The organism is Flexivirga sp. (assembly GCF_051955415.1).
Taxonomy (GTDB): Bacteria; Actinomycetota; Actinomycetes; order Actinomycetales; family Dermatophilaceae; genus Flexivirga.
In genome coordinates, this window is the sequence record NZ_JBQCGS010000033.1 from 64,350 (window position 1) to 76,735 (window position 12,386).

Here is a 12,386-nt window from a genome sequence, read left to right on the forward strand (position 1 = left end):
ACCTGACCAGCACACATCCACCACGAGGGGCTCATGGCCATACCGACCAAGCAGCAACAGCAGTGGCGCGCCGGCTGGACCGCCCTGCTGATCACCGCACTCTGCCGTGGCGTGCTCGCGATGATGGCGAGCCTGCTGCTGTGGTCGCTGCTCCCGGTCGCGCTCGGCTGGCACGTCACCGTCGTCATGAGCGGCTCGATGCAGCCGGCGCTGCGCCCCGGGGACGTCGTCGCGTCACGGCCGGTGCCCGCGCAGCAGGTCCGGGCGGGCCAGGTGCTGCTCGTGAACGACCCCGATCACGCCGGCCGGCTGCGGTTGCACCGGCTCGCCACCATCCGCCCGGACGGCGCGCTCGTCCTGCGCGGCGACGCCAACCGGGCCGACGATTCGACGCCGGTGCGGCGCGACGCCGTGCGAGGGGTCGGCACGCTGCGGGTGCCGTTTGCCGGGTCACCCGCGTATTGGCTACGCACCCACCAGGTGGGGCCGTTGGCCGGCGGCGCCGTCATACTCCTGATGCTGCTGGGCGGTGCCTGCGCCTGGCGGGACGAGGACGACCGGTCCCCCGACGATGTTGACGACGACGCCGAGGGCACCACGACCGGGCCGGGCGAGGGTCCCGACGCCGTCGCCGAGGCCGGGGCCGAGGGGAGGGACGCCGAGATCCGCCGGGCCGCGTTCGCGCGGCGTCCGGTCCGGCTGGCATTGATCGGCGCGGCCACCCTGGTATTGGCCGTGATCGCGGCCGGCGCACCGGCACTTGCGGCACCGTTCCGGGGGACGACGGGCAATCCCGCGTCGACCTGGGCGGCGGCGAGTGCGTTCCCGTCGCCGTGCCGGGACGCGGTGCGCGCCGACGCGCCATACCTCTACTACCCGCTCGAGGAGACGACCGGCACCGTCGCCGCCGACGCCTCGGGCAACCAGCGCAACGGCACCTACAGCACCACGGGCGTCGCGCACGGCGAGCCGGGTCCGTGCCCGGCCGGCGCGGCGAGCGCCACCACCCTGAGCGGTGCCGGGATGATCTCGACCACGCAGCGGATCGATGCACCGGGGCCAACGACCTTCACCGAGGAGATCTGGTTCCGCACGACTGACTACCGCGGTGGATCGCTGATCGCCTATGCGAACACGCAGACGACCACCCCGAGCCAGTACGACCGGCAGCTCTATCTGGACAACTCCGCGCACGTGCTCTTCGGCGTCTACACCGGCAGCGTCCACACCATTGCCGGCTCGCGGCAGTACAACGACGGCGCGTGGCACCTCGCCACCGCGACCCTGTCGGGCGAGGGGATGAAGCTGTATGTCGACGCCGTCCTGGTCGCGTCCAACTCGTCGGTGAGAACCGCCGAGAACGCCGCGGGCTACTGGCGGATCGGCAAGAGCAACTTCAGCGGCTGGACGTCCCCGCCCACCAGCCAGGGCTTGATCGGGTCGATCAGCGGAGCGGCGATCTACCCGACGGCGCTGTCCCCGGCGCAGATCCTGGCGCACTACAACGCGCGGTAGCAGCCGGCTCCCGCCGACCGCCACCCATGCACCGAGAGGCTGATGCCGTCACTCGTGGTGGCTGGACACCAGGTGGGCGTAGACGACGATGTTGTCCAGGTAGTGGCCGGTGGCGGTGTCGAACTTGCCGATGCAGGAGATCAGCCGCAGACCGGCGTGGTTGATGTTGCCGTAGACGTGCGCGGTCGGGAACTTCGCCTTGGGGTATTCCTCGAGGCTGTCGACCTGGAACGTCGCGACGGTGTGGTCCTTGCGGGTCACCTGCACCTTGTCGCCCGGCCGCAGCTCGCCGAGCCGGAAGAAGACCGACTTGGCGTCCTTCTGCTCATCGGTGTGGCCGACGATGACCGAGGGGCCGAGTTGCCCGGGCGTGGGCGAACCGGTGTACCAGCCCGGGGGCACGCCGCCGGTGGCCGGCGGGACGTCGATCGCTCCGTGGGAGTCGGTGCCGAAAGCCGCCAGGTGTTCGTTCTTGATGTCGATGGCCGGGATGCTCAGCGAGGTTGGAATGGACCGGTCCAGCACCGGACCGACCACGGCCGGCGTGGACGGCGCTTGCGGCGAGGACTGCTTCGCCGAGCCGGACTTCGAGCCGGACGTCGAACCCGACTTCGAGCCGGGTGTCGCACCGGAGGCCGACGGTGCGGGCAGGTTGCCCTCCGCCGACGGATGCGCCGCGGAGGCCGGGGGCGTCGCGGCGTGGACCTGGCTGCGCACGCCGATCACGACCAGCACGACCGCTGCCAGCGTGAGCAGGCCGGCCACCACGGCCGCCATACGGCGACCGTGGTGACCAGGCTTGGTGGTACTCATCTCAGCGTTCCTGAAACTTCGAACCGCACGGATCAGTCACAACAGTCGAGTGCGACCACTCAGTGCTGCTTGCCGAAACGGCGACGCACGGTCAGCACCGCACCAGCGCCGAGCAGCAGCGCGCCGGCACCGTAGAACAGGCCCTGGTTCTGCAGGCCCGAAGTGCCGCCACCACCGGTCTGCACACCACCGGAGGGCGTGGTGTTCATCTGCGAGGCCTCCAGCTTGCCGCACAATGCCGGAGCAGTGCCGATCAACGCCAGCTTCTTGCTCGCACCCGGCAGCGTCAGACCCAGCGAGTTCGGCGTCGACAACGACGCCTTGGGCGCGTTGGCCGGATTCAGCCCATGCACCACCACGACCGCCTTGTTGGCCTTGATCGCCGACAGCGTGTCCTGATTGAGGGTGAACGTGCGCTTGTAGGTGAAGCTGGCGCCACCGGGGGCCTTGGTCACATCCAGCGCGGTCGAGCCATCGGTCGCGCCCTTGGTCGACAACGTGGTCCCGATCTTGCCGTACGCCGGCTGCCCCTCCACGGTGCTGATGACACCGTCACCATTGGTGTCGGCACCCGAGGTCGGGCACATGCCGTCACCATTGATGTGGATGTGCTGCACATGCGGGAACGGCGCCCCGGCGAACGCGGCCGGGATACCCAGCGCGTCCAGCGTCTTCTTGTCGGTCGGCAGCTTGTCCGCCAGACCGGACACCGTCTCGGTGACCGTGGCCTGGTCACCGTTGATGCTGATCATGAAATGCCCCGACGCGGCACCGGAGGGAGTGTTCATCGCCACCGGCGCAAGATTCGCCTGGTAACTCCAGCTGTCGGCAGCATGCGCGGCCGGAGCACCCGCACCCAGGGCGGCGACACATGCCGCTGCGGGAACGGCTGCAAGGAACAGCTTCTTCTTCGTCTGCATGATTGCTTCCTTCTCCATCGGACGCCGACAGGGCGATCGCTCCATCGACTGATTCGCACTCGCCGGAACGGCAAGGGCTCCGTGCGTCACATCTGACTGCCGTCACCATCCAGGCCCGACAGCTCTGCTGCTCGTCGAGCCGGCCACCCCGTTGTTCCCGGAGTTGGCCCGTGACCTTGCCGTCACGGGCCAACCCCTTGAGGAAGCCCGCCGTACCGACGAACACAGGGAGTTCGGCGCCACCTTCGAAACGGATGGGACGGACGGGAACTTTTTTCAGTCGCCGTTCCAGCAGCCCAGCACCACGGCTGCGATGTTGTAGGCGAAGTCGGCGCGGCGCGGGTAGAGCTTGGACTGCGGCGACAGGCGGGAGGTGTCCACCCGCATGGTGTCGTTGTCCTTCTGCAGCACGACGACACCGTCCTTGGTGCCGAACGCCCCGGGGTTGAGACCGGTCAGATCCTTCTCGCCCTGCACGGTCGACCGCTGCGCCTTGGTGTATGCCGTCGCGGCGCTGACGTCGGCGGCTTCGTGCACGGTCAGCACGATCGGACCCTCCGGCAGCTGATAGGTGCAGGTGTAGACGTGGTTGCGCCACGACGACGCCGGCTTCGGATCCGGCTTCACCGACAGCACCGTCGTAATGTTGTCGCGCGTCTCGTCGGTGCAGATCATCTTCGCCGCCTCCGACGGCGCGCTGGCGTCTCCGATGTGCGCCGAGGCCGAACCCGTCGATGCGGCACCATCGCTCGGCGCGGCCGAACTCGGTGCGGCAGAACTCGGCGCGGCCGAACTCGGCGCTGCCGAACTCGGCGCGGCGGCACTCGACGACGTACTCGAGGCAGCACTCGGCGCCGAACTCGAGCTCGGCGGTGTGCTCGCCGATGCGGAGCAGCCGGCGAGCGGCACTGCGGCGGCAGCGACCAGCGCCACCGCGATCTTGTTGACCTTCATGGGAATCTCCAGCCTGTGTCGGCCCGTCGGTCGTCGGACGGGCTGCTGCCCGGCCGTCATACATGTCCAGTGGGACTTCGGCGCCGCGAGCGCTTCGGATGGGCCGCGCCGTGTCGTCTCGCATACGAGACACATTCGCACGAGGGTGACGCACGCCACACCGAATGCCGCTGCGAGGATTGCCAACCACAGGGCGCGGCGGACGTGCACGACGTCGCTACCCTGTGCTCCGTTACGCTCCGGCAGCTCCACCTCGAGATACCCGCTCCACGCGCGCTACTCGGCACGGCGCCCGCCACGGCGGAGGCGCTCCGAGAACGCTCCACCCCCGAAAGGACTCCCATGTCGGCATGGTCACGCGGCGGACCGATGGTCCTCGCCGGCGGACTGGTCGCGTCGCTGCTCACCGGATGTGGCGCGACCTCGCTCGGCCTCGGTTCGAGCCAGCAACAGACCGGCACCACCGGTTGCTCGTCCGGCGGCCTGAAGGACGTGCTCCCGCCGAACGTCAAACCCGGCACCACGCTGACGGTGGCCTCGGACGGCTCCTACGAGCCGAACGAGTTCCTCGCGGCCGACGGCCAGACGCTCGTCGGCATGGACATCGAGCTGATGCGCGGTGCGCTGCAGTGCCTCGGCCTGAAGGCGACATTCCAGAACGCGAAGTTCGACAACATCCTGCCCGGCATCGTCGGCGGCAAGTATGACGTCGGCGTCTCCTCGTTCACCATCACCAGCGACCGGCTCAAGCAGGTCACCATGGTCAGCTACTTCTCCGCCGGCACCCAGTGGGTCGTGCGCAAGGGCAACCCACGGCACGTGAATCCGTCCCAGCCGTGCGGCTACGCGGTCGGCGTCCAGACCGGCACCACCCAGGCCGACGAGATCAAGGCCCTCAACAAGGGCCAGTGCAAGAGCAAGCCGATCAAGGCCGTCATCGAGGACCTGCAGTCCAAGGTGACCACCGACCTGCTCGCGGGCAAGGTCGACGCCATGGCCGCCGACTCCCCCGTCGCGCTGTATGCCGTCAAGAAGACCGGCGACAAACTGCAGGCCGCCGGCAAGATCACCGGCTCGGCGCCATACGGCGTGGTGTTGCCGAAGAACGAGGACAAGCTCGGCGCGGCGATCGCGCAGGCCTTCGCGCAGATGGCGACCAACGGCAGCTACCAGAAGATTCTGGCCAAGTGGGGCCAGCAGAGCGGAGCAGTGGAGATGTTCGCGGCGAACCCGGCGGTGCCCCATGGCTGAGACGACGACCACGGCCGAGAAGCCGGCCGCCACCGAGCGGCCGGGCACGGTCGACGCACGCCCGGTCCCCCACCCGTGGCAGTGGGTCGGCGTCGTCGTCATCGCGATCCTCGTCGCGATGATGATCAACTCCTTCGTCACCAACTCCAAGTGGGACTGGCACTTCGTCTGGCGGGTCATGGAATACCGCCCGGTGCTGGAGGGCCTGGTCAAGGGCACCATCATCTGCACCGTCGGCGCGATGATCCTGGGCATCGTGCTCGGCGTCATCCTGGCGGTGATGCGCCTGTCGACCAACCCGGTGCTGCGGTTCGTGGCGTTCGTCTTCACCTGGTTCTTCCGGGCGGTGCCGCGCTACGTGCTGCTGGTCGTGCTCGGCGTCGGGGTGCTCTACCTCTATCCCAAGCTCGACTTCGGGCTGCCGTTCACCGACGTGCACTTCTACACGCTGGACGTGAAGACGGTCAGCAGCGGCATCCTCGTCGGCATCCTGGGTCTGGGCCTGTCCGAGGCGGCATACATGGCGGAGATCGCCCGCGCCGGTCTGCTGTCGGTGGACCAGGGACAGCACGAGGCGGCCTGCGCGATCGGCATGAGCCGCGGCAAGGCGATGCGCCGCATCATCCTGCCGCAGGCGATGCGCGTCATCGTGCCGCCGACCGGCAACGAGACGATCGCCATGGTCAAGGACACCTCGCTGCTGTCCGCGGTGCCGGTCACCACCGAGTTGTTCTTCCAGGCCAATGCCGTTGCCAACTCGACCTATCTGGTGATGCCCGCGCTCGTCGCCGCTGTCATCTGGTATCTCATCGTCTGCTCGATCCTGATGGTCGGCCAGACCCTGCTCGAGCGCCACTTCGGCCGCGGTTTCGGTGTGCACACCGGCACCTCGCGACCGTCGCTGCGCTCCCGAATGATGTCGCTGCGTGGCGGCGGAGGTGGACTATGAGCACGTCGAACGCATCAGCACCTGCCGGGCAGTCGCCGCTGGTCGAGGCGGTCAACCTGCACAAGCACTTCCACGGCGTCGACGTGCTCAAGGGCATCGATCTGACGGTGGCCGAGGGCGAGGTTGTGTGCCTGCTCGGGCCGTCGGGGTCCGGCAAGACGACCTTCCTGCGGTGCATCAACCAGTTGGAGGTCTTCGACGGCGGGCGCCTGTATGTCGACGGCGAACTCCTCGGTCTGCGCGAGTCCGGCGGCAACCTGCACCGGCTGCCCGACAAGCAGATCGCCCGGCAGCGCCGGCAGATCGGCATGGTCTTCCAGCGGTTCAACCTCTTCCCGCACAAGACCGCCCTGGAGAACTTCATCGAGTGTCCGGTGCAGGTGGGCGGCGTGTCCAAGAAGCAGGCCCGCGCGGAGGCGCGTGAGCTGCTCGAGCGGGTCGGCCTGAGCGAACGCGCCGACCACTATCCGGCGCAGCTGTCCGGCGGACAGCAGCAGCGGGTCGCGATCGCGCGCGCCCTGGCGATGAAACCGAAGCTGATGCTCTTCGACGAGCCGACGTCGGCGCTGGACCCGGAGCTGGTCGGCGAGGTGCTCGCGGTCATGCGCGAGCTGGCCGACGACGGTATGACGATGGTCGTCGTCACCCACGAGATCTCCTTCGCCCGGGACGTCGCCGACCGCGTCGTGTTCATGGACGGCGGTGTCGTGGTCGAGCAGGGCGTCCCGTCGGAGGTCATCCGCAACCCGCAGCACGAGCGCACCAAGACGTTCCTCAGCCGGATCATCGCCGAGCAGGAACAGCACGCCGCGGCGGCTGCCGAGCTGGCGAAAACGACCGAGTGAGAGTCGGGTTCGCCGTCGTGCGGGGTCGGTCGATGGAGCCGACCTACGCCGGCGGCGACCGCCTGCTCGTGGCGTACGGCGTGCGACCGCGGATCGGCCGGGCGCACGTCATACGGCTGCCGGACGGGCCGGACGGGCCGCGCCCGATCGCGGTCAAGCGCATCACCCGGGCCGTCGGTGACGGCTGGTGGGTGGAGCGGGACAATCCGGCGGAGGGCGTCGACTCGTGGCTGGTCGGCGAGATCCCCACCGCCGACGTGCTGGGTCTGGTGCTGCTGCGGGTGCGGCGGGCGAAACGCAGCTAGCAGCGGCTGCGGCGGGCGCTGCTTGACTGAGCCGATGGAACCCAGAGTCAGCTTCATCACGCTCGCCGTCGCGGACATCGCACGCACCCGGGCGTTCTACGTGGACGGCCTCGGCTGGCGGCCGCAGTTCGAGGACGGCACCGAGGTCATCATGATCCAGGTCGCCGAGCATCTCGTGCTGTCGCTGTGGCAGGCCGACGCCTTCGCGGCGGAGGTCGGCGGCCGGCCGTCGTCCGGCATACCGCCGCTGACGCTCGCTCACAACGTCGTCGATCGTGCGTCCGTGGACGCGGTGCTGGCCGAAGCCGCGGCGGCCGGCGCCGAGGTCACCGCCGCCGAGGCACGCGTGTGGGGCGGTTACTCGGGCTACTTCGCCGACCCGGACGGCTTCCGCTGGGAGGTCTGCTGGAACCCCGGCGAGATCGGCAAACTCGTCGTGCCCGACGTCTCCGACGCCGGGTGACTGTCCTCGCCGGCGCGCCGAGACGCCCGGAGGGAGGAGGCGTCAGGGGCCGGCGGTGAGCGGCGTGGTGAGTGCCTTGTCGCTGGTCGCGAGCCAGATCGTGCCGTCGACGATCATCATGTCGCCGGGTCCTGACCAGTCCTTCGTCCCCGCCACACATCGCGCCCTGTCGCCGCCGACCAACGCACCGACCGCGATGCCGCACGCCGCGCGGTATGCCGCGAAGGTCGCCCCCGACACGGCGGCCACCGAGAAGGCGTCCGAGGCGCCGCCGACCGGTCGCCACGTCATACCCTTGTCCCTGCTCTGTCGCGCGGAATGATCGCTGCAGAGCGCGACCACGTCCGACGGTGAACTGCCCGCAAGGTCGACCACCGCGCCCGGGCACGGACCGTTGGCGACGCGGTTGCCCGAGGCGATCAGCGCCGTGGGATCGATCGGGTCGATCACCCAGCTCGGCGCCAGGATCGCGTCGCGCGGGTCGTCCGTCGCCGAGAGGACGTATGCCGCCGGCTTGCACGACGGGTCCGTGCCGGTGGCGACGACCTGATCGCCGACGGAGGACAGATCCGAGACCGTCTTCATCGGCACCTTCTTGCGCGTCCAGTGCATGCCGCCGTCGGCCGAATAACCGAACGTGGCGGCCCGGACCCCTGGTGAGCAGCGGATCGCCGACGCCGCCCGCCAGGCCCGCGTCGCGGAGAGCGCCGCGATCGAGACCTTCTCCACGTGCGCGTCGCCCGGGCCGGTGGTGGCCGAGCTGCTGTCCGCCGCACCGCTGGAGGCGGCACCGGTGGGAGTCAGTGTCGCCGCCGGGATCGGAGAAGTGTCGGCATCGCTGCCACTCAGATACGTGGCGACCAACTTCGCGTCGGCGATGGCCAGCAGCCCGCAGAGGACCAGCACAGCGACGATCCGGCGTTGCACGGCGGCCTCCCCTCCGGACGCCCGGCACGCTTGCGGTCGGCATCCGCAACGCTGTGACTGTGTCACAGGCCGGCCGCGCTCCAGGAGTAATTGCACGCGGCACGGTCACCGCGCACAGCACTCATGTGCGACTGTGTCGCATATGACTTAGGGGGGTTCAGCGGCCGGCCCGCGTCCGAGTAGGTTCGTAACAAGGAGCGCGGATGCCGCATCCGCGGACACGTCCGGTTGACTTCAAGCCTGCTTGAGGTGACACGCTCCCGCCATACGTCCGATGCACACGACGGAAGGACATCACATGCTTCGCCGAATCTTCGCCCCCACGATCGAGGTCAGCGCTCACTGCGATCTGCCGTGTGGCGTCTACGACCCCGCTCAGGCGCGGATCGAGGCTGAGTCGGTCAAGGCCATCATCGAGAAGGCCGCCGACCACGCCGATGACATCGACTTCAAGATCCGTGCGGCGATCATCAAGGAGCAGCGCTCCGAGCTGGTCAAGCACCACCTGTGGGTGCTGTGGACCGACTACTTCAAGCCGCCGCACTTCGAGAAGTACCCGCAGCTGCACACGCTGGTCAACGAGGCCACCAAGCTGGCCGGCGCCGGCGGCACGAAGGCGTCGTGGGACGTCGCGACCGCCGACGAGCTGCTCGCCAAGATCGACGAGATCGCCAAGATCTTCTGGGAGACCAAGAAGGCCGGCGGCCGCCTCTCCCTCGAGGCGCCGGATCCCCTGGGGTCCGGCGCTTTTCGTATGCCGCTTCCGGGCGTTTCGGTGCGGCGTGCGGCGTGCGGCGTGCGGCGTGCAGTATGCCGATCGCGTGCCATGCACCGCGCTCGGCATACTCCCGACCCGACATCACCCCGGGAATATGCCCATCGCGTCCCCTGCACCGCGCTCGGCATACTCCCAACCCGACATCACCTCCGGAATATGCCGATCGCGTCCCCTGCACCGCGCTCGGCATCATCGCCACGTCAGTACGAGCCGTAGCCGCCCTTGCCGCCACCGCCACCGCCACCGCTGCCTGTGGCGGCTGCGCCTCCCGACGTGATGTCCGCGCCGTTGGGCATCATGGCCCGCCACACCCCACCGAAGCCGGTATTGCCTTGACCCTTCACGTCGCCGGCGGAGGCGTCACCGACGTAGTAGTAGAGCGGCCACCCGTCGAGGGTCAACTGCTTCTTGCCGTCCGTCGTGATGGTGCCGACCGTGCCGCTGATGCCGATCGTCCGCGGCGTGCTCGTCACCGTGACCGGCGGCCAGTAGCCCAGGCACGGGCCGGAGCAGGAACTCTTGCCGGAGTCCTTGACGTCCTTGCCGAACAGGTAGACGGTGTGGCCGTCCGGCCCCACGACGACCGACCCCAACCCAGTCCTGGCGACCTGCAACGCCACGCCGCCACCGACCGACGACGCACCACCGGTCGACGACGAACGACCGCCCGACGACGCACCGCCGGTCGACGGCACACCCCCGCCCGTCGACGCCGCACTGGCGCCGGCTGCCGACGCTGAGCCACCAGCCGAACCGCCGGAACCGCACGCCGCGACGGTCGCCGTCAGCACTGCCGCACCCAGGACGGCGCACATCTGTCTCGTCCGCATCATCTCTGCCCTCCGTGTCACCGTTGTGTGCTGATGTCACGAATTGCGTTGCCGGACGGTTCAATCCGGCGCCGCAGTGAGCAACACGGTGCCGTCAGCAGTGCGGATCTGCAGGTGCGCGATCTTGTCCCGGGGAAGCGCCGTGGCCGCTGTCAGCTTCGAGGTCGTGCCCGGCCCCGCCGCCCAGGTCGAGATCGAGCTGGCGTGACCGGCGTCGTCCACGACATACAAGGCATAGACGGCACGCCCGCCCCACCCGCTCGCGTCGGGGTAGACGCACTGCATGTCCACCTCGGTCCCCCACGCCCGATCACGCAGCTCGACCGTCGCCCGCAACGGGTTGGTGCGCACCTGGTGCATCGCCACCGTCACACCCGGCGTCGTGCCGCCCGGCAGCTGGGACCAGACCACGCCGCCGACGACCAGCGCCGCAGCAGCCGCAACCGCCACGAGCGACACCACGCGCCTGCGGCGTCGCCGGAGACTGACGACCTCGCCCTGCGCCGCGGACCGGGTCCGGGCCAACAGATCCGGAGGCGCCGGCTCAGCGACATCGCCCGGCACGTCCTCCGGCGGCACCTTCCCCAGCAGACCCGGTATGACGGCCAGCCCGCGCACCGCGTCCGCGCACTGCTGGCAGCCGGCCAGATGCTGCTCGTATGCCGCCCGTTCCTGCGTCGACAGCGCACCGAGCACGTAGGCGGCGTCCCAGTCGACGTAGTCGTCGTGCACGCCGGTCATCGCGTCACCCCTCTCTCCTGCAGCGCCAGCCGCAACGCGCGCATCCCGTAGTGCATCCGCGACTTCACCGTGCCGGCCGGCACACCGAGGTCCTGCGCGATCTCGGCCACCGTGGCCCGTCCGTAGTACGCCCGCACCACCACCTCGCGGTGCGGCGGACTGAGCGCCGCCAGCGCATCGACGATCATCGCCGCGTCGAACACGGCGTCGACCTGGTCACCCGCGCCGGCGTCCGGCAGCTCGTCCGCGGTCACCTCCCGGCGATGCCGCGCCGACCGCGCCTCGTCGATCACCAGGCGCCGCGCGACGGTGAACAACCACGCCCGGGCCGACGTCGCGCCGGTGTCGCTCTGGTCGGTGATGCCTTCCCGCCACGCACGCAGCATCGTCTCCTGCACGACGTCTTGGGCGAAGGCGCGGTCACCGGTCAGCCGAACGGCATACGCCCACAACGCTTTTGCGTGGTCTCGATGCAACTGGTCGAGCACCTCGGGGTCCGTGACCATCACCACCTCCGTCGTGGACACGAGACCGGGCAGCGATCGGTTCAATCGAACCGGCGGCGACCGCACGCCGTGTCACCGGCATGCACACCGCCTACGAGATCGCCGGCCTGCCCGCGCACCCGCTGCTGGTGCACGCCGTCGTCGTCCTGTTGCCGCTCGCTGCGCTGGCCACCATCCTCCACTCCCTGTGGCCGGCCGCGCGAGTGCGACTCGGGATCGTGCCGACCCTGCTGGCCGCCGCGGGCACCGCGCTGGTGCCGGTCACCGTCGCCGCCGGGCAGGCGTTGGCCGACCAACTCGGCGGCACCGCGGGCAATCCGCTGCTGCAACGGCACGAACACCTCGCCGAGCAGATCCTGCCCTGGAGCGTCGCGCTCACCGTCGTGGCGCTGGGCAACTGGCTCTGGCGACGGTATGCCGCCGGCGATGCGCCGGGATGGCTGCGCATCGTGCTGCCGGTCGTCACGGTGGCGGTGTCGTTCGGCGTCATCGTCGCGGTGGTGCGTGCCGGCGACGCCGGCGCGCGTGCGACCTGGCGGTGAGTCGGGTAGTCGCCCGGCGCACGTGGCCTCGATACACCTCCCCCGCT

At 69.5% G+C, this 12,386-nt stretch carries 15 protein-coding genes; 8 read left to right on the forward strand and 7 right to left on the reverse strand.

Annotation, left to right across the window (positions count from 1 at the left end):
- The first annotated feature begins 33 nt into the window (after positions 1–33).
- Complete coding sequence (locus ACTHL4_RS05480; RefSeq protein WP_440281730.1) at positions 34–1,515, forward strand: LamG-like jellyroll fold domain-containing protein; 1,482 nt, start codon at positions 34–36, stop codon at positions 1,513–1,515.
- 48 nt (positions 1,516–1,563) lie between these two features.
- Here the strand turns inward: ACTHL4_RS05480 and ACTHL4_RS05485 are convergent, their stop codons facing one another.
- The 3 genes from ACTHL4_RS05485 to ACTHL4_RS05495 form a co-directional block, all read right to left on the reverse strand.
- Positions 1,564–2,328, reverse strand: a complete 765-nt coding sequence (locus ACTHL4_RS05485) for a class F sortase (RefSeq protein ID WP_440281731.1) — start codon at positions 2,326–2,328, stop codon at positions 1,564–1,566.
- 59 nt (positions 2,329–2,387) lie between these two features.
- A complete protein-coding gene (locus tag ACTHL4_RS05490; protein WP_440281732.1) occupies positions 2,388–3,248 on the reverse strand; it encodes a hypothetical protein in 861 nt (286 codons plus the stop codon).
- Between the two features lie 276 nt (positions 3,249–3,524).
- Positions 3,525–4,202 (reverse strand): hypothetical protein, encoded by a 678-nt coding sequence (locus tag ACTHL4_RS05495; protein WP_440281733.1) that lies wholly within the window; start codon positions 4,200–4,202, stop codon positions 3,525–3,527.
- 342 nt (positions 4,203–4,544) lie between these two features.
- Here ACTHL4_RS05495 and ACTHL4_RS05500 point away from each other — a divergent pair, with 342 nt between their 5' ends.
- Genes ACTHL4_RS05500 through ACTHL4_RS05520 form a run of 5 tightly spaced genes read left to right on the forward strand, consistent with a single transcriptional unit; the run spans position 4,545 to position 8,015 of the window.
- Entirely contained in the window at positions 4,545–5,453 is a 909-nt protein-coding gene (locus ACTHL4_RS05500) for an ABC transporter substrate-binding protein (RefSeq protein WP_440281734.1), read from the forward strand.
- Positions 5,446–6,402, forward strand: a complete 957-nt coding sequence (locus ACTHL4_RS05505; protein ID WP_440281735.1) for an amino acid ABC transporter permease — start codon at positions 5,446–5,448, stop codon at positions 6,400–6,402. The genes ACTHL4_RS05500 and ACTHL4_RS05505 overlap by 8 nt, the downstream gene beginning before the upstream one ends.
- A complete protein-coding gene (locus ACTHL4_RS05510) occupies positions 6,399–7,247 on the forward strand; it encodes an amino acid ABC transporter ATP-binding protein (RefSeq protein ID WP_440281736.1) in 849 nt (282 codons plus the stop codon). The genes ACTHL4_RS05505 and ACTHL4_RS05510 overlap by 4 nt, the downstream gene beginning before the upstream one ends.
- Positions 7,248–7,279: 32 nt before the next feature.
- Entirely contained in the window at positions 7,280–7,552 is a 273-nt protein-coding gene (locus tag ACTHL4_RS05515; RefSeq protein WP_440281737.1) for a hypothetical protein, read from the forward strand.
- A 34-nt stretch (positions 7,553–7,586) separates the two neighbouring features.
- Entirely contained in the window at positions 7,587–8,015 is a 429-nt protein-coding gene (locus ACTHL4_RS05520) for a VOC family protein (RefSeq protein WP_440281738.1), read from the forward strand.
- 42 nt (positions 8,016–8,057) lie between these two features.
- Here ACTHL4_RS05520 and ACTHL4_RS05525 read toward each other — a convergent pair whose 3' ends face one another.
- Entirely contained in the window at positions 8,058–8,942 is an 885-nt protein-coding gene (locus tag ACTHL4_RS05525) for a hypothetical protein (protein ID WP_440281739.1), read from the reverse strand.
- 298 nt (positions 8,943–9,240) lie between these two features.
- On the opposite strand from ACTHL4_RS05525, the gene sodN reads away from it, so the two are divergent.
- The gene (sodN, locus tag ACTHL4_RS05530) at positions 9,241–9,936 is read left to right on the forward strand and encodes a superoxide dismutase, Ni (RefSeq protein WP_440281740.1); all 696 of its coding nucleotides are present in this window, start codon (positions 9,241–9,243) and stop codon (positions 9,934–9,936) included.
- Here the strand turns inward: sodN and ACTHL4_RS05535 are convergent.
- The 3 genes from ACTHL4_RS05535 to ACTHL4_RS05545 are packed head-to-tail and all read right to left on the reverse strand — an operon-like array spanning position 9,921 to position 11,797.
- Positions 9,921–10,553, reverse strand: coding sequence for a COG4315 family predicted lipoprotein (locus ACTHL4_RS05535; RefSeq protein ID WP_440281741.1), 633 nt, complete (start codon positions 10,551–10,553; stop codon positions 9,921–9,923). The two genes, sodN and ACTHL4_RS05535, sit on opposite strands and share 16 nt — an antisense overlap.
- Positions 10,554–10,610: 57 nt before the next feature.
- Positions 10,611–11,291 (reverse strand): anti-sigma factor family protein, encoded by a 681-nt coding sequence (locus ACTHL4_RS05540; protein WP_440281742.1) that lies wholly within the window; start codon positions 11,289–11,291, stop codon positions 10,611–10,613.
- On the reverse strand, positions 11,288–11,797 hold the full coding sequence (locus ACTHL4_RS05545; protein WP_440281743.1) for a sigma-70 family RNA polymerase sigma factor: 510 nt from the start codon (positions 11,795–11,797) through the stop codon (positions 11,288–11,290). The genes ACTHL4_RS05540 and ACTHL4_RS05545 overlap by 4 nt, the downstream gene beginning before the upstream one ends.
- Before the next feature lie 80 nt (positions 11,798–11,877).
- Here ACTHL4_RS05545 and ACTHL4_RS05550 point away from each other — a divergent pair, with 80 nt between their 5' ends.
- Positions 11,878–12,339 carry a DUF2231 domain-containing protein gene (locus ACTHL4_RS05550; protein ID WP_440281744.1) on the forward strand — a complete coding sequence of 154 codons (462 nt, stop codon included), beginning with the start codon at positions 11,878–11,880 and terminating at the stop codon, positions 12,337–12,339.
- The last annotated feature ends 47 nt before the right edge of the window (positions 12,340–12,386 follow it).